General features: G+C 60.7%; 18 protein-coding genes. 15 read left to right on the top strand and 3 right to left on the bottom strand.

What is annotated here, in order from left to right; genetic code table 11:
- Nucleotides 1-4 precede the first annotated feature (4 nt).
- On the bottom strand, nt 5-583 hold the full coding sequence (locus HBH25_RS04215) for a Maf family protein (protein ID WP_168081862.1): 579 nt from the start codon (nt 581-583) through the stop codon (nt 5-7).
- 110 nt (nt 584-693) lie between these two features.
- Here HBH25_RS04215 and HBH25_RS04210 point away from each other — a divergent pair, with 110 nt between their 5' ends.
- From HBH25_RS04210 to HBH25_RS04150, 13 genes are all read left to right on the top strand, one after another.
- On the top strand, nt 694-1,221 hold the full coding sequence (locus HBH25_RS04210; protein WP_168081860.1) for a YceD family protein: 528 nt from the start codon (nt 694-696) through the stop codon (nt 1,219-1,221).
- 13 nt (nt 1,222-1,234) lie between these two features.
- The gene (rpmF, locus tag HBH25_RS04205; protein WP_168081858.1) at nt 1,235-1,417 is read left to right on the top strand and encodes a 50S ribosomal protein L32; all 183 of its coding nucleotides are present in this window, start codon (nt 1,235-1,237) and stop codon (nt 1,415-1,417) included.
- A 3-nt stretch (nt 1,418-1,420) separates the two neighbouring features.
- Nucleotides 1,421-2,455 carry a phosphate acyltransferase PlsX gene (gene plsX, locus HBH25_RS04200; RefSeq protein WP_168081856.1) on the top strand — a complete coding sequence of 345 codons (1,035 nt, stop codon included), beginning with the start codon at nt 1,421-1,423 and terminating at the stop codon, nt 2,453-2,455.
- Nucleotides 2,456-2,549: 94 nt separating this feature from the next.
- Nucleotides 2,550-3,488 carry an ACP S-malonyltransferase gene (fabD, locus tag HBH25_RS04195; protein ID WP_168081854.1) on the top strand — a complete coding sequence of 313 codons (939 nt, stop codon included), beginning with the start codon at nt 2,550-2,552 and terminating at the stop codon, nt 3,486-3,488.
- Nucleotides 3,489-3,504: 16 nt separating this feature from the next.
- Nucleotides 3,505-4,245: a 3-oxoacyl-ACP reductase FabG gene (fabG, locus tag HBH25_RS04190; protein ID WP_168081852.1), complete on the top strand. Its 741-nt coding sequence runs from the start codon at nt 3,505-3,507 to the stop codon at nt 4,243-4,245.
- A gap of 194 nt (nt 4,246-4,439) precedes the next feature.
- Nucleotides 4,440-4,676 carry an acyl carrier protein gene (acpP, locus tag HBH25_RS04185; protein WP_168081850.1) on the top strand — a complete coding sequence of 79 codons (237 nt, stop codon included), beginning with the start codon at nt 4,440-4,442 and terminating at the stop codon, nt 4,674-4,676.
- Nucleotides 4,677-4,785: 109 nt separating this feature from the next.
- On the top strand, nt 4,786-6,030 hold the full coding sequence (gene fabF, locus HBH25_RS04180; RefSeq protein ID WP_168081848.1) for a beta-ketoacyl-ACP synthase II: 1,245 nt from the start codon (nt 4,786-4,788) through the stop codon (nt 6,028-6,030).
- The gene (pabC, locus tag HBH25_RS04175; protein WP_168082656.1) at nt 6,030-6,845 is read left to right on the top strand and encodes an aminodeoxychorismate lyase; all 816 of its coding nucleotides are present in this window, start codon (nt 6,030-6,032) and stop codon (nt 6,843-6,845) included. The genes fabF and pabC overlap by 1 nt, the downstream gene beginning before the upstream one ends.
- Nucleotides 6,846-6,847: 2 nt before the next feature.
- Complete coding sequence (gene mltG / locus HBH25_RS04170) at nt 6,848-7,954, top strand: endolytic transglycosylase MltG (RefSeq protein ID WP_168081846.1); 1,107 nt, start codon at nt 6,848-6,850, stop codon at nt 7,952-7,954.
- A gap of 10 nt (nt 7,955-7,964) precedes the next feature.
- On the top strand, nt 7,965-8,597 hold the full coding sequence (gene tmk, locus HBH25_RS04165; protein ID WP_168081844.1) for a dTMP kinase: 633 nt from the start codon (nt 7,965-7,967) through the stop codon (nt 8,595-8,597).
- Nucleotides 8,590-9,573: a DNA polymerase III subunit delta' gene (locus HBH25_RS04160; protein ID WP_168081842.1), complete on the top strand. Its 984-nt coding sequence runs from the start codon at nt 8,590-8,592 to the stop codon at nt 9,571-9,573. The genes tmk and HBH25_RS04160 overlap by 8 nt, the downstream gene beginning before the upstream one ends.
- A gap of 31 nt (nt 9,574-9,604) precedes the next feature.
- Complete coding sequence (locus tag HBH25_RS04155) at nt 9,605-9,961, top strand: PilZ domain-containing protein (RefSeq protein WP_168081840.1); 357 nt, start codon at nt 9,605-9,607, stop codon at nt 9,959-9,961.
- A 24-nt stretch (nt 9,962-9,985) separates the two neighbouring features.
- A complete protein-coding gene (locus tag HBH25_RS04150; RefSeq protein WP_168082654.1) occupies nt 9,986-10,768 on the top strand; it encodes a TatD family hydrolase in 783 nt (260 codons plus the stop codon).
- Nucleotides 10,769-10,974: 206 nt separating this feature from the next.
- Here the strand turns inward: HBH25_RS04150 and HBH25_RS04145 are convergent, their stop codons facing one another.
- Nucleotides 10,975-12,126: an aminotransferase class V-fold PLP-dependent enzyme gene (locus tag HBH25_RS04145; protein WP_168081838.1), complete on the bottom strand. Its 1,152-nt coding sequence runs from the start codon at nt 12,124-12,126 to the stop codon at nt 10,975-10,977.
- 70 nt (nt 12,127-12,196) lie between these two features.
- Between HBH25_RS04145 and HBH25_RS04140 the strand changes: the two genes are divergently transcribed.
- Nucleotides 12,197-12,832: a TetR/AcrR family transcriptional regulator gene (locus HBH25_RS04140; RefSeq protein ID WP_168081836.1), complete on the top strand. Its 636-nt coding sequence runs from the start codon at nt 12,197-12,199 to the stop codon at nt 12,830-12,832.
- Between the two features lie 201 nt (nt 12,833-13,033).
- Here HBH25_RS04140 and HBH25_RS04135 read toward each other — a convergent pair whose 3' ends face one another.
- On the bottom strand, nt 13,034-13,477 hold the full coding sequence (locus tag HBH25_RS04135) for a hypothetical protein (protein WP_168081834.1): 444 nt from the start codon (nt 13,475-13,477) through the stop codon (nt 13,034-13,036).
- A gap of 96 nt (nt 13,478-13,573) precedes the next feature.
- On the opposite strand from HBH25_RS04135, the gene dinG reads away from it, so the two are divergent.
- The gene (dinG, locus tag HBH25_RS04130; RefSeq protein WP_168081832.1) at nt 13,574-15,718 is read left to right on the top strand and encodes an ATP-dependent DNA helicase DinG; all 2,145 of its coding nucleotides are present in this window, start codon (nt 13,574-13,576) and stop codon (nt 15,716-15,718) included.
- Nucleotides 15,719-15,816: the final 98 nt, after the last annotated feature.

The following is a 15,816-nucleotide window of genomic DNA, read 5'->3' as shown; positions in this document are numbered from 1 at the left end:
CGCTTTATGGAACATCCACCCCAGCCTGTGCCAGCATCGCCACCAGGCGAATCAGTGGCAAGCCGACCAGGCTGGTGGCGTCGGGGCCTTCCGTACGTTCGAACAGGCTCACGCCCAGCCCTTCGGCCTTGAAGCTGCCAGCGCAGTCATAGGGCTGTTCGGCCTGGAGGTAGCGGGCGAGGGCGCTTTCAGGCAGCGTACGCATGGTCACTGAAAAAGGCACCATGTCTACCTGGCACAGGCCGGTATGGGTATCAAGCAAGGCCAGGCCTGTCATAAAGGTCACCTGCTGGCCATTGGTCGCCATCAACTGCTCCAGTGCCTGCTCGAAGCCCCCCGGCTTGCCCAGTATGCGCTCGCCCAATACAGCTACCTGATCGGAGCCAATGATCAGGTGGGAAGGGTAGTGACCGGCCAGTGCGCGCGCCTTTCCCTCTGCCAGTCGGTGCACCAGTGCCAGGGCCGCTTCGCCTGGCAGGTGTGTTTCGTCGAGCTCGGGCGAGCGGCTCTCGAAGGGCAGGTTCAGGCGGCGCAGCAGCGCCTGGCGATAGGTGGAGCTCGAAGCAAGAATCAAGGGCCGCATGGTTAGCCTCAGCAAGGTTGAAGCCCGTGATTCTACGCGCGTACCCTTGCACTGCCGATGGCCGAATTTCCTTTGACACAGCCAGGGGGCATCCCTAGAATGTCGCGCCTATGTTGAATGACCCGATTCCACCTCACGTTGACCCGCGCAAATTGGCCGATCGTGGCGTTACCCTTCAAGGTAGCCTGCCTCTAGCCGATCTGGAGAGACTTTGCGACCTGCTTTCCGACAATGTCGGTACGGTCCAGGCTAAACTCATCTTCGAACGAGCCGAAGATCACACTGCGCTCATGCACAGTGATCTGAGCGTCGACGTCAAGATGGTTTGCCAGCGCTGTCTTGAGCTGGTCACCCTTCCTATTCACAGCGAATGTACGTACGCCGTGGTCAGGGAGGGTGCGAATACCCAATCGTTACCGAAAGGTTATGACGTGCTGGAACTGGGCGAAGATCCCTTGGATCTGCGGGCCGTGATCGAAGAAGAGCTGTTGCTCGCCCTTCCGATCATCCCTGCTCATCATCCGGAAGAATGCCAGCAGCCGGCGGGTCTCGAAGAGCCCGAGCCGACCGAGGACGAGGTAACGCGGTCCAACCCGTTCAGTGTTTTGGCGCAGTTAAAGCGTGACCCAAACGTTTAGGAGTTAATCAATTATGGCTGTTCAGCAGAACAAAAAATCCCGCTCTGCCCGTGACATGCGCCGTTCGCACGACGCGCTCGAGCCGAACGCACTGTCCGTCGAAAAAACCACCGGTGAAGTTCACCTGCGTCACCACGTATCGCCAGAAGGCGTATACCGTGGCCGTAAAGTGATCGACAAGGGCGCTGACGAGTAATCCTTGTCCGCTCGAACCATCGCGATCGACGCAATGGGCGGGGACTTCGGTCCCCGCAGCATTGTCCAGGCCTGTGCTGCCTGCCTCGTTTCAAACCCCTCGCTGTCCCTGGCCCTTGTTGGCCAACCCGCCCTGCTTGAAGACATTCTGCGCGCCTATCCGGGCGTCGATCGATCTCGCCTGCGAATTCTGCCTGCTACTGAAGTGATTGGCATGAATGACAAGCCATCCCATGCCCTGCGTAGCAAGCCGGATGCTTCCATGCGGGTGGCGTTGCAGGCCCTGCGCGATAATCAGGTGCAGGCTGTGGTCAGTGCAGGTAACACCGGCGCACTGATGGCGCTGTCCCGGCATGTGCTTAAAACCCTCCCAGGCGTAGATCGCCCGGCAATGGTCGCCGCCCTGCCCACGCGTAAGGGATATTGCCAATTGCTGGACCTGGGCGCGAACGTGGATTGCGATGCCGAGCATCTGTATCAGTTCGCGCTCATGGGCACTGTTGCTGCCCAGGTTCAGGGCATTGCAACACCGCGAGTAGCGCTACTCAACGTTGGCACCGAAGACATCAAAGGGAACCAGCAGGTAAGGGCTGCCGCCCTGTTGCTGCAAGGCGCCGGTATCCACTATGTCGGGTTCGTGGAAGGTGATGGTGTCTACCGGGGTGAAGCTGATGTGGTGGTCTGCGATGGTTTTGCAGGCAATGTGCTGCTCAAGGCCAGTGAAGGGCTCGCCAGCATGATTGGCGAGCGCATAGAAGCGCAGTTCACCAAAGGGGTGATGGCGCGAATTGCAGGGGCAGTTGCATTGCCGGTGCTAAGGCGGTTGCGCGAAGACCTCATGCCGGCACGCCATAACGGCGCCAGTTTCCTTGGCCTGCAGGGCATTGTGATAAAAAGCCATGGTGCTGCCGGGGTGCAAGGGCTGCAGGCTGCCATAGAGCGGGCACGCGACCAGATAGACGAAAATCTGCCCTGTCGGCTCGGGGAAGGCTTGGCCGCCCTGTTGTCGCAGCGCTCGTCACACGGCGGTAGAATGTGACCGGCCGGTTCCGGTTATCATCCAACACTGGATTTTTGTGTTCGGTCCCTGACCGTCAACACGTTTACTCACAGCATTGATAAGGGCGCGCTCCATGACTGCATCCCTCGCATTCGTCTTTCCAGGGCAAGGCTCCCAAGCCGTCGGTATGCTTGCCGGCCAGGCTGGTCAGCACCCGTTGGTAGGCGAAACCTTCAAGGAAGCGTCCGACGCCTTGGGCTACGACCTCTGGGCGCTGACCCAGCAGGGGCCGGCTGAGCAGTTGAACCAGACCGACAAAACCCAGCCGGCGATTCTTACCGCGTCTATCGCCCTGTGGCGTGTGTGGCAGGCCGAAGGCGGTGCTGTACCGGCCTACGTGGCCGGGCATAGCTTGGGTGAGTACAGTGCGCTGGTTGCGGCGGGCAGTGTTGGCTTGGCAGAGGCTGTGCGCCTGGTAGCGCGGCGTGGCCAGTTGATGCAAGACGCTGTGCCGGCAGGGCAGGGCGGCATGGCTGCCATACTGGGCCTTTCAGACGAAGACGTGATTGCAGCCTGCGCAGAAGCTGCTGCCGGTGAGGTGGTGAGTGCTGTGAACTTCAACTCGCCAGGCCAGGTGGTTATCGCCGGTGGTGCGGCGGCTGTTGCGCGCGCCATCGATGCTTGCAAGGCGCGTGGGGCCAAGCGTGCCTTGCCGCTGCCCGTGAGCGTGCCTTCACACTGCGCTCTAATGAAGCCCGCTGCCGAGCGTTTTGCCGAAGATATCGCAGGCATTGCCTGGAAAACCCCAGCCATTTCGATCGTTCAAAACGTAACGGCCACGGTGCCCGCAAGCCTTGAGGACCTTAAGCAGAACCTGCTGGCGCAGCTGTACATGCCGGTTCGCTGGGTTGAAACGGTCGCGCTGCTGGCCCAACACGGCGCCACTCAGCTAGTGGAGTGCGGCCCTGGCAAGGTGCTGTCGGGGCTGAACAAGCGCTGCGCCGATGGCCTGACAACCTACAATCTGGATACCCCCGATGCCTTGGCCGCCACGCGTGCGGCCTTGGCCTGAAACAGGAGATGCTGGCATGAGCCTGCAAGGTAAAGTGGCACTGGTAACCGGTGCGAGTCGTGGCATTGGCCAGGCAATTGCCCTGGAGCTTGGTCGCCAGGGCGCTATCGTCATTGGGACAGCCACCAGCGCCTCAGGCGCAGAACGCATCACGGCTACCCTCAAGAAACACGGTATCGAAGGCCTTGGCCTTGAGTTGAACGTGTGTGATGACGCGTCCGTGACAACCGCCCTGGCAACGATCTCGGAGCGTTTCGGCGCACCAGCCATCTTGGTCAACAATGCCGGTATCACACGCGACAACCTGATGCTTCGCATGAAAGACGACGAATGGTTCGACGTGGTCGATACCAACCTGAACAGTCTGTTCCGCCTGTCCAAGGCCGTGCTGCGTGGCATGACCAAGGCTCGCTGGGGCCGTATCATCAGTATTGGTTCGGTTGTGGGTGCCATGGGCAACGCTGGCCAAGTAAACTATGCAGCCGCCAAGGCAGGCCTTGAAGGCTTCAGCCGCGCATTGGCACGCGAAGTAGGTTCTCGGGGCATTACCGTGAACTCGGTAACTCCCGGCTTCATTGATACCGACATGACCCGTGAGTTGCCTGAAGCGCAGCGTGAAGGGTTGTTGACACAGATTCCGCTGGGCCGTCTGGGTCAGGCGGAGGAAATCGCCAAGGTTGTAGGCTTCCTTGCATCCGATGGCGCTGCTTACGTAACCGGGGCTACGGTTCCGGTCAACGGCGGCATGTACATGTGACACAGCGCAACCGAGTGCTGTAGAAAAAATGTCATACGTAACACCCGAAAATCCGTTATAAAGCTGCATCTCGATTATAGAGGTCGCTAGCCGGCGTTTGGCGAGGTTCGCATTCAGCTTGAAATGCGAGGGCCTTCCTATAAACTTATACACCGGCCAGTCGCCTGACTATCCACTAGGAGTGAAAACTAGGTATGAGCACCATCGAAGAACGCGTCAAGAAAATCGTTGCCGAGCAGCTGGGCGTGAAGGAAGAAGAAGTTACCAACTCAGCCAGCTTCGTTGAAGACCTCGGTGCCGACTCGCTTGACACCGTCGAGCTGGTAATGGCGCTGGAAGAAGAATTCGAAACCGAAATTCCAGACGAAGAAGCTGAGAAGATCACCACCGTTCAGTTAGCCATCGACTACGTCACCGCCCACCAGGCCTGATTGCCGTAATCGACGCTTTCTGTCAGGAGAAAACCGCACTGCCTTTGTCGGCGTGCGGTTTTTTCTTTAGAGGGGCAGGAAGTTGAAACAAAGTATTAAGGAGAACCCTGTGTCGCGTAGACGCGTCGTGGTCACTGGAATGGGCATGCTATCGCCATTGGGCGTCGACGTGCCAAGCACCTGGCAAGGCATTCTGGCCGGCCAAAGCGGCATCGGTCCGATCGAGCATACGGACCTGTCAGCGTTTTCCACCCGTTTCGGCGGTTCGGTCAAGCAGTTCGATGTGGCGCAGTACCTGTCGCCCAAAGAGGCGCGCAAGCTCGATCTGTTCATCCAGTATGGCCTGGCGGCCGGCTTTCAGGCCGTGCGTGATGCCGGGTTGGATATCACCGATGGCAACCGCGAGCGTATCGGTGTGGCCATGGGTTCGGGCATCGGTGGCCTGACCAACATCGAGGACACCAGCCGTACCTTGCACGACCAAGGCCCCCGGCGCATTTCGCCGTTCTTTGTGCCTGGCTCCATCATCAACATGATTTCTGGCTTCCTGTCGATCCACCTGGGTGTACAGGGGCCTAACTACGCCATCTCCACCGCCTGCACCACCGGTACCCACTGCATCGGCATGGCAGCGCGCAACATCGCCTACGGCGAAGCCGACGTGATGATTGCTGGTGGTGCGGAGATGGCTGCCTGCGGCCTGGGTATGGGCGGCTTTGGTGCTGCACGTGCCTTGTCGACCCGCAACGATGAGCCGACCCGGGCCAGCCGCCCTTGGGACAAAGGCCGGGATGGCTTCGTGCTTTCGGATGGCGCGGGTGCACTGGTGCTCGAAGAGCTGGAACATGCTCGTGCCCGTGGTGCCCGGATCTATGCCGAGCTGATCGGCTTTGGCACCAGCGGCGATGCCTTCCACATGACCTCCCCGCCAGAAGACGGCGCGGGTGCAGCCCGCTGCATGGCCAACGCCTTGAAAGATGCCGGGCTGGCACCAGAAGCCGTCCAGTACATCAATGCCCATGGTACGTCCACTTCAGCCGGTGACCTGGCCGAAGTTCGGGCTATCAAGGCGGTGTTCGGAGACCATGCCTATCATCTGGCGGTCAGCTCCACCAAATCCATGGTAGGGCACCTGCTGGGCGCGGCAGGTGCGGTAGAAGCCATTTTCAGCGTGCTGTCCATACGCGACCAGATCGCCCCGCCTACCATCAACCTGGATGAGCCGGACAACGACTGCGACCTGGATTTCGTGCCCCACGAAGCCCGCAGCATGCCCATCGACGTGGTGCTGTCGAACTCGTTTGGCTTTGGCGGAACCAACGGTTCGCTGGTGTTCCGCCGGTTCAGCGAATGATGGAGCCCTGGGTCGACGGCGCACCTGCGTCCACCATCGGCCTGGGCAACCGAGGGCTTGCGTACGGTGATGGGGTATTCGAAACCATTCGCGTGACAGGCGGGCAACTACGCCTGCGAAATCGCCACCTCCAACGCCTGGTGCTGGGGTGCCAGCGGTTGGGCATACCGCTGGATTCGGTGGCAGCCCGGTACGAGATCGAAGCCTATGCCAAAGCCATGGGCGAGGGCGTGCTCAAACTGACGGTCACCCGTGGCGACAGCGCCCGTGGTTATGCAGGTGACCCTGCGGCACCACCGCGTCGCCTCATACAGGGGTCGCCGCTACCGACGTATCCCGAGGCGCACCAAACCGAGGGTGTTGCGTTGTTTGCGTGCAGCGTGCGCTTGGCAGAGCAGCCATTGTTGGCAGGCCTCAAGCACCTGAACCGCCTTGAGCAGGTCATGGCCCGGGCCGAATGGCAGGGCAGTGAATACGCCGAGGGCCTGATGCTGGATACAGCAGGCTGGGTAATCGAAGGCGTGTTCAGTAACCTGTTCATGGTCTGTGACGGCCAAGTGCTTACCCCGGATCTGCGGCGCTGCGGTGTGGCAGGTACGCTGCGCGCCGAATTGCTGGCTCGCCTGGCAGCCGAAGGCAAACCGGTGGAGGTGGTGGACATCGACCTGCGCACCCTTGGCCGCGCCAGCGAGGTCTTCACCTGTAACAGTGTCTACGGCATCTGGCCGGTTCGTCGCTATGCCGACCTGGCTTGGCCCGTAGGCCCCTGCACCCGTAGACTTCAGCAAATGGCTCGCGAACTCTTGGATACCTGACAGTGCTGCGCAAATTTCTGTTGCTGCTTGAAACCCTTGTCTTGCTCGGCGTTGTCCTGATGGGCATCGCTGCGTGGCGCGTACAGAGCGTACTCGATCAACCACTTTCGTTGCCTGCCGAGCAGCTCGTTGATGTACCGGCCGGTGCCTCACCGGGTGGCATGCTGAACCGTTTGGAAGAGCAGGGCGCTCTGCACGGCGCGTTCTGGGCTCGTTTGTACTGGCGCTTCAACTTGGCCGGGCAGGCTCTGCATACCGGTGAGTACCGCGTAGGGCCTGCCACCACGGTACGCGATATGCTGGGCCTATGGCAGCGCGGTGAGGTAGTGCAGTACAGCCTTACCCTGGTGGAAGGCTGGAATTTCCGTCAGGTACGTGCCTTGCTGGCTCGCCAGGAAAAGCTCAAGCAGACGCTGGCCGGCCTCTCGGATGAGGCGGTAATGGCCAAGCTCGGCCACCCCGGCGTGTTCCCGGAAGGCCGCTTCTTCCCGGACACTTACAAATACGTCAAGGGCATGACGGACGAGCAACTGCTGGAACAGGCTTTTGCCCGCCTGGATGCAGTACTGGCTGAGGAGTGGAAGGCGCGTGCCGCTGGCTTGCCGTATAGCGACCCTTACCAGGCCTTGATCATGGCTTCACTGATCGAGAAGGAAACCGGGGTGCCTGAGGAGCGCAGCGAAATTGCCGGGGTGTTTGTGCGCCGCTTAGCCGCTGGCATGCTTTTACAAACCGACCCTACGGTGATTTACGGCATGGGGGAGCGCTATACCGGCCGAATTACCCGCGCCGACCTGCGTGAGCCCAGCCCTTACAACACTTACCTGAACCCTGGCCTGCCGCCTACGCCTATTTCCCTGGTAGGGCGCGAGGCTATTCGTGCGGCCCTTAACCCGGCTGATGGCAATAGCCTGTATTTCGTCGCCAAAGGTGACGGTAGCCATGTGTTCTCCAACGACATCGACGCGCACAACCAAGCCGTGCGCCAGTACCAGCTCAAGCGTCGTGCGGATTACCGCTCCAGCCCGGCAGCCACCCAAGGCCTGGATGGTGCTTCGGGTGCAGACCAAGCGCCTGCTGTGCCTGCCGAGGAAACGAAAAAACCATGAGGAAACCTGTGTGAGCGGTCTGTTCATTACCCTTGAGGGGCCTGAGGGTGCCGGCAAAAGCACCAACCGCGACTACCTGGCCGCTCGCTTGCGTGACGCTGGCATGGACGTACAACTGACGCGCGAGCCGGGTGGCACCCCGTTGGCCGAGCGTATTCGTGAGCTGCTGCTAGCCCCCAGCGACGAGCCCATGGCCGTGGACACCGAACTGCTGCTGATGTTTGCCGCACGGGCACAGCACATTGACCAGGTGATCCGCCCAGCCTTGGCGCGCGGCGCTGTGGTGGTCTGTGATCGGTTCACCGATGCTACCTATGCCTACCAGGGCGGTGGCCGTGGCATCTCCGTCAGCCGTATTGCCGAGCTGGAAGCTTTCGTGCAGGGCAGCCTGCGCCCAGACCTGACCCTGGTCTTCGACTTGCCAGTGGACGTGGGGCTTGCCCGCGCAGCAGCCCGAGGCCGGCTGGACCGCTTCGAGCAAGAAGCACGCAGTTTCTTCGACGCTGTTCGCCAGGCTTACCTGGCACGTGCTGCAACTGACCCGCAGCGCTACGAAATCATCGACGCTAGCCTGCCGCTGGCCAAGGTTCAGGCTCACCTGCAAGCGGAGTTGCCGCGCTGGCTGGAACGCGCCCGTGGCTGAGCTTTACCCTTGGCAGGCTGCAGCCTGGCAGCAATTGAGCAGCCGTACTGAGCATGCTCACGCTTACCTGCTGCAAGGCCCGCAAGGTATTGGCAAGCGGGCCTTGGCAGACCGCCTCATGACGCTGCTGCTGTGCAAAATGCCTGGGCATGAACCCTGCGGGGCGTGCAAAAGCTGCCACCTGCTGCTGGCAGGGAGCCACCCGGACCACTTCGTGTTACAACCCGAAGAAGCCGATAAAGCCATCCTGGTCGATCAGGTGCGCAGCCTGGTGAGCTTTGTAAGCCAGACCGCGCAATTGGGTGGGCGCAAGGTGATCCTTATCGAGCCGGCCGAAGCCATGAACCTCAATGCTGCCAATGCCCTGCTCAAGAGCCTTGAAGAGCCGTCCGGTAACACCGTCATGCTCTTGGTAAGCCATCAGCCCAGCCGCCTGCTGCCCACCATTCGCAGCCGTTGTGTACAGCAACCCTGCCCATTGCCTACTTCTGCGCAGGCTGGGGAGTGGTTGGCCCACACGTTACCGGACGTGGACACTGCGGCACGCGAAGCCCTGCTGGCGCTGGCCAATGATTCACCCCTGGCGGCACGTCGGCTGCACGACCAAGGCGCGCTGGCGCAGCGGGCGCTGGTGGTAGAGGGCGTCAAGCGGCTGCTCAAACAGCAACAAAGCCCTACGGAGCTGGCTGAAGGGTGGAAGCAGGTGCCCCTGCTCTGGCTGTTCGACTGGTTCACCGACTGGTCGCAGCGTGTACTTCGCTACCAGTTGACGCTGGATGAAAGCGGTTTAGGCTTGAGCGATATGCGCAAGGTGCTGCAATATCTTGCCCAGAAGTCGACCATGGCCAAGGTGATAGCCCTTCAGGACTGGACACTGCAGCATCGTCAGAAAGTGCTGGCCAAAGCGAACCTCAACCGTGTGTTGCTACTCGAAAGCTTGCTTGGGTTGTGGATGACATTGCCAGGCCCGTCTTGAGCACGTTTCAATCCCGCTACAAGGAAGATCAATGAACCAGCCGATCGCGTCCGCTCCACGCAGCGGTATCCTGTCGCTGACCATCAAGGACAAGGCGGTGCTGTATGCTGCCTACATGCCTTTCATCAAGAATGGTGGGTTGTTCATCCCTACCGCCAAAAGCTATCGGCTGGGCGACGAGCTGTTCATGCTGCTCAACCTTATGGATGAGCCGGAAAAGATACCGGTCGCTGGCAAAGTGGCATGGATTACCCCGCGTGGCGCCCAAGGCAACCGTGCCGCCGGCGTAGGCGTGCAGTTCAACGATGGCGACGATACCGCCCGCAACAAAATCGAGACGTACCTTGCCGGTGCGCTGAAATCGGACCGGCCGACCCACACCATGTAGAGCCTGATGACTTCTTCAACCCCCTTGCTGGTCGATTCACACTGCCACCTTGACCGCCTCGACCTGTCCGCTCACGGCGGGTCACTGGACGCTGCGCTTGAGGCCGCCCGTGCCCGCGGTGTCGGCCACTTTCTGTGCATCGGCGTCAGTGCCGACAATGCTCAGGCGGTGCGGGACCTGGCGGCCCGCTATTCCGATGTGGACTGTTCCGTCGGTATCCATCCTCTGGACGTCGCCCCCCAGGGTGTACCTAGCCTGGATTGGCTGCTGAGTGAGCTGGACCATCCTCGGGTCGTGGCCATTGGCGAGACCGGGTTGGACTACCACTACGAACCGGAAACTGCCGAAGTACAGAAGGCGTCCTTTGCGCTCCACCTCAAGGCTGCGGCAACAACAGGTAAACCCGTGATTGTCCATACCCGGGCTGCCCAGGCCGATACCTTGGACTTGCTGCGGGCGGCGGCGCTTCCACAAGGTGGCGTGCTCCACTGCTTCACGGAAGACTGGGCCATGGCCAGGGCCGCACTGGACCTTGGCTTCTACATTTCCCTTTCTGGTATCGTCACCTTCCGCAATGCCGAAGCCTTGCGGGAAGTAGCTCGCAAGGTACCGGCAGACCGCCTGCTGGTGGAAACAGACGCCCCTTACCTGGCGCCTATTCCTTACCGGGGCAAGCCCAACCTGCCCCAGTATGTCTACGAAGTAGCCGCTTTTCTGGCCGACCTGCGCGGTGAGGCGTATGACGCCTTTGCGGCCCAGACCACGGCCAACTTCCGACGCCTGTTCCCCTTGGCCAGGGTGGCCTGAATGTAAAAAAAACCCAGGCCCTTCGTAGCGCCCGGGTTAAGACCATTAGGAGTAAAACAAAGGTGTGCGGTCCGTCGACACCTTTATCGCGCTGCCCTGTGGGGGGGGATAGGGCAGGGTGACCCTTTGAGTATTGGTCAGGCCGCCGATTCGTCCAGCGCATTACGTTCGTTCCTTAAACGGTTTTGGAATCAGCAGGCGTGGGCTCACAACTGCCGGTTTCCGATCGCTTGACTTAGCCTGGCCACTTTGGCCACTGCGTCAGCGATCACCTGCTCGCTGGTGTAGAAGTGCGGTGAAAAGCGAACACCCTTGCCTCGGGGAATGCACACCACGTTTTCGGCCATCAGTTGTTTGTGCAGCGCGAGTGAATCCTGGCCGTCGATGCTGAACGAGAAAATACCACTGCGCCTTTCCGGTTGAGGGGAGGAGTGGATACGGGCACCTGGTAATTGGGCAATGCCTGCAGTGAGCTGGTCCATGCGGGCTGTGATGAGTTGCTCGACCTCTACCAGGCCTACCTCTTCCAGCAGCTCAAGGCTGGCGTCAAGCGCCATGATCCCAAGCATATTAGGGCTGCCGCATTCAAAGCGCCGGGCACTGTGGGAGGGTGCCCAGGTAGGCTGAGTGTAATCGCCCACTGCCTCGACCATACGCCAGCCATACTGCTGAAGCGTCAGGTGAGGGCGTAAGGCTGCCCGGCAATAGAACACGCCCAGCCCTTCGGGGCCCATCATCCATTTGTGACCGTCAGCCATGGCGAAATCGCACGCGTAGGCCTGAACATCGAACGGTGCGGCCCCCAGTTGCTGAATGGCATCGATGCAAAACAGTACGCCCCGCGCTTTGCAACCCTGGCCAAGCCGGGGCAGGTCCATCTTCAGGCCGCTGGCATATTGTACGGCGCTGATGGACAACAAACGGGTTCTAGGGCCGCACGCCTGCAGTAAGGCGGCTTCAGGGTCTTCGCCGTCAAGGGCAACCTGGATGACTTCCACGCCTTTAGGTGCCAGAGCCTCCCACACGATGCGGTTGGAGGGGAACTCCTCCTGGCTGATCACCACTTGGTCACCCGGCGCCCAATCCAGCCCGAACGCTACCATTGAAAGCGCCTCGGAAGTATTTTTCACCAAGGCGATGTCATCGGTAGAGGGAGCATTGAGCAAGCGCTGAAAGCGTTCGCGTAGCCGGTGTTCTACGGTCATCCAGGTTGGGTAGTCCCGTGCACCGAGCTGCACGTTCTCTTGGGCAAAGCGCGCCACGGCAAGGGCGCTGCGCTGGGGCCACGGGGATACGGCTGCGTGATTGAGATACAGCAGGCCAGGCGCCTGGGGAAACTCGCTTGAAAACATGGGCATAGTGGGATGATCCGTGCAATTTGACGCCAGTTAGGCATAATACCGGCTTCGATTCAGCCCCGGTTTGTGTATGCAAAAAGAACCTCGAAAGGTCCGCGAATTCCGCCGCAGGGAACAGGAAATCCTCGATACCGCGCTCAAGCTGTTCCTGGAACAGGGCGAGGACAGCGTTACCGTGGAAATGATCGCCGATACGGTGGGCATCGGCAAAGGCACCATCTACAAACACTTCAAATCCAAGGCTGAAATCTACCTTAGGTTGATGCTGGATTATGAGCGGGACCTCAATAGCCTGCTGCATTCGGCCGATGTAGACCGTGACAAGGAAGCGTTGTCACGTGCCTATTTCGAGTTTCGCATGCGTGATCCCCAGCGCTACCGGCTATTCGATCGGCTGGAAGAAAAGGTTGTAAAAGGTGCGCAGGTCCCTGAGCTGGTCGCCGAACTTCACAGCATCCGGGCGTCCAATTTCGATCGCCTCACCCAACTCATCAAGGGGCGGATCGATGAAGGCAAGCTGGAGGACGTACCCCCGTACTTCCATTACTGTGCGGCCTGGGCGCTGGTGCACGGTGCGGTAGCGCTGTACCACTCACCCTTCTGGAGCAATGTCCTTGAAGACCAGGAAGGGTTTTTCCAGTTTCTCATGGACATTGGTGTGCGCATGGGCAACAGGCGCAAGCGTGATGGGGATGGGCACGCCTGAGGCCTTAGGCTATGTACGAAAAGTCCTGACACTCGGTGATGCTGCGTTGAAAACAGCTGGGGCCGCCTAGGCTCGGAATGCTCATTTACAACCAGTAAACCCGAATGCGGGCCCAGTCCGCTTCCTCAGCTGTTTTCGCCTTGCCTAACCTTCGCGTCAGAACATTTCGTACACAGCCTAGTGCACCCCTCCAGCTTTCGGCTATGGGCAGCAGGCGTGGCCCGCGAAGGGAAAAGCGCTGGCCAGCCATCGTAATAGGGCTGCCTCACCTAGCAGCCCTGCCGCAATGCCCAATTGCCAACGCACGAAGCGCTCCAGCCTTGCCAACCCCAGGCCCTGGATTTGAGCCAGCTCATTGACGCGCAGCAGGGTCACCCGGGCCAGCAGTGCGCCGCTGGCCAGCACAAGGCCCAGTTGCCATTGCACCGGCTTGGGTGCAGCGTCCAAACCATAGGCTTGGCCCTTGAACCAGGCCACCATGCACACCACCATAGCCGCAAACCCTGCCCACCCCAGGCGGCACGCCTGCTGCAGCCGGGCGTGCCGGCTAACGTTCAAGGCGGCATAGAGCAACAGGGTAGCGGTGATCATTGCAGCCAGCACAAAGGGGACGGCTTGGCTGAAATAGAAAGTTATCGAGTTCATCCCGGTTTGAGTCCGCGTGGCAGGCAATAGGGGGTATGATAGCGACCTTCCCGAACCACTGATAATCCATCCAGCCCTGCGGGGCGCTCGGACGCCATGCTCAGCACTGAACTCAAATCTACTATCCAGGGCGCGTACAGCCGTTTTCTCGAAGCCAAGGGGCTCAAGGCCCGTTATGGCCAGCGCCTGATGATTGCCGAAGTGGCCAAGGCGCTGGGTGCGGTACCCTGCGATGAAGAAGGGCGGCGTGTCGGTGACCCGGCCGTGGTCGCGGTAGAAGCAGGCACAGGCACCGGCAAAACGGTGGCCTACAGCCTGGCCGCCATCCCGGCTGCAAAGGCGGCTGGCAAACGGCTGGTGATTGCCACGGCAACGGTGGCGCTACAGGAGCAGATCGTCCACAAGGACCTGCCCGACATCATGCGCAACGCCGGGCTCAATTTCAGTTTTGCGCTGGCCAAGGGCCGGGGCCGCTACCTGTGCCTGTCCAAGCTGGACGCTCTGCTGCAAGAAGGCGAAGCGCAGAATGCCACAGCCCAGCTCTTCGAGGACGAAGGCTTTGCCATAGACGTAGACGAAGCCAGCCTCAAGCTGTTTACCAAAATGATCGAGAAGCTGGCCAGCAATCGTTGGGACGGTGACCGGGACAGTTGGCCCGAAGCCTTGGAAGACCCAGTGTGGGCACGGCTTACCACCGACCATAGCCAGTGCACCAATCGCCATTGCCCGAACTTTCAGCAATGCACTTTTTTCAAGGCGCGCGAAGGCATGGGGAAGGTGGATGTGATTGTCACCAACCACGACATGGTGCTGGCAGACCTGGCCCTGGGGGGCGGCGCTGTACTGCCGGACCCAAAAGACACACTCTACGTGTTCGATGAAGGCCACCACCTCCCGGACAAAGCCATTGGGCACTTCGCCCACTTCACCCGGCTGCGCTCCACTGCAGACTGGCTGGAGCAAACCGCACGCAACCTGACCAAGCTCCTGGCCCAGCATCCGTTGCCGGGTGACCTGGGCAAGTTCATCGAACAAGTGCCGGAGCTGGCCCGCGAGCTCAAGTCACAGATGCAGTTCATGTATGGCGCGTGCGAGCAACTGGCAGACTTTCGCCCTGGCGAAGACATGCAGGGCCGCGAGCGCCCTCGCCATCGCTTTGTGGGCGGGCTGGTGCCCGAGCACATCCGTGAAATGGGTATTGAACTCAAGCAAGGGTTTGCCCGCCTTACCGACCTGTACACCCGCCTGGCGGACCTGCTCAAAGAGGGCATGGAGGGTGAGGTGAACATCGGCATTGCCAGCCACCAGGCCGAAGAATGGTACCCGCTGTTCGGCACCTTGCTGGCACGGGCGCAGGGCAGTTGGGAGCTATGGGTAGCCTTTACCGCCGAAGACCCGGAAGGCAGCCCGCCCATGGCGCGCTGGCTCACCCTGGTGGAGGCAGGGGCTTCGTACGACCTGGAAGTGAATGCGAGCCCTATCCTGGCCGCGGAGATGCTGCGTCGCAACCTGTGGAACGTTGCTTTCGGGGCGGTGGTCACCTCCGCCACCCTCACAGCACTGGGCCGCTTCGATCGGTTCCGCATGCGTGCCGGGCTGCCTAAGGATGCCGTGACTGCGGTGGTGCCCAGCCCCTTTCATCATGCCGATGCCGGTGTGCTGAGGGTGCCAGACCTGCGTGCAGACCCGCGAGACTCTGCCGCCCATACGGCGGCCATCATCCGGGACCTGCCGGGGCTGGTAGAAGGCTCCAGAGGGTCCCTGGTGCTGTTCTCATCACGGCGGCAAATGCAGGATGTGTTCGAGGGCGTAGACCGCGACTGGCGTCGGCAAGTGTTTATCCAGGGCAACCTGTCGAAGCAGGAAACGCTGAACAAGCACAAGGCCCGGGTAGACGGTGGTGAGAGCAGTGTCCTGTTCGGCCTGGCCAGCTTTGCTGAAGGGGTCGACCTGCCAGGGGCGTACTGCGAGCATGTGGTGATTGCCAAGATTCCCTTTGCAGTGCCAGACGACCCCGTTGAAGCCGCGCTCGCAGAATGGATCGAAGCCCGTGGCGGGAACCCCTTCATGGAGATCGCGGTGCCAGACGCCTCCTTGCGGTTGATTCAGGCCTGTGGCCGGCTGCTGCGCACAGAGCAGGACAGGGGCATGATCACGCTGCTGGACAGGCGGGTGGTCACCCAGCGTTATGGCAAGGCCATTCTGGATGCGCTGCCGCCGTTCCGTCGGGAAATAGGCTAATACGGCGTAGCCGCTGCACCGTAGGGCTGCGCTTCCCAAAGCCGTCAATCGCTGAAACAATGCTCGGCCTTGTATGACGTGCCTGTGCGGAGCTTCCT

It is taken from the genome of Pseudomonas quercus, from assembly GCF_012033695.1.
In the GTDB taxonomy this organism is placed as follows: domain Bacteria; phylum Pseudomonadota; class Gammaproteobacteria; order Pseudomonadales; family Pseudomonadaceae; genus Aquipseudomonas; species Aquipseudomonas quercus.
Note: the sequence above shows the minus strand (reverse complement) of the source record. Positions and strands in the feature narration are given on the sequence as shown.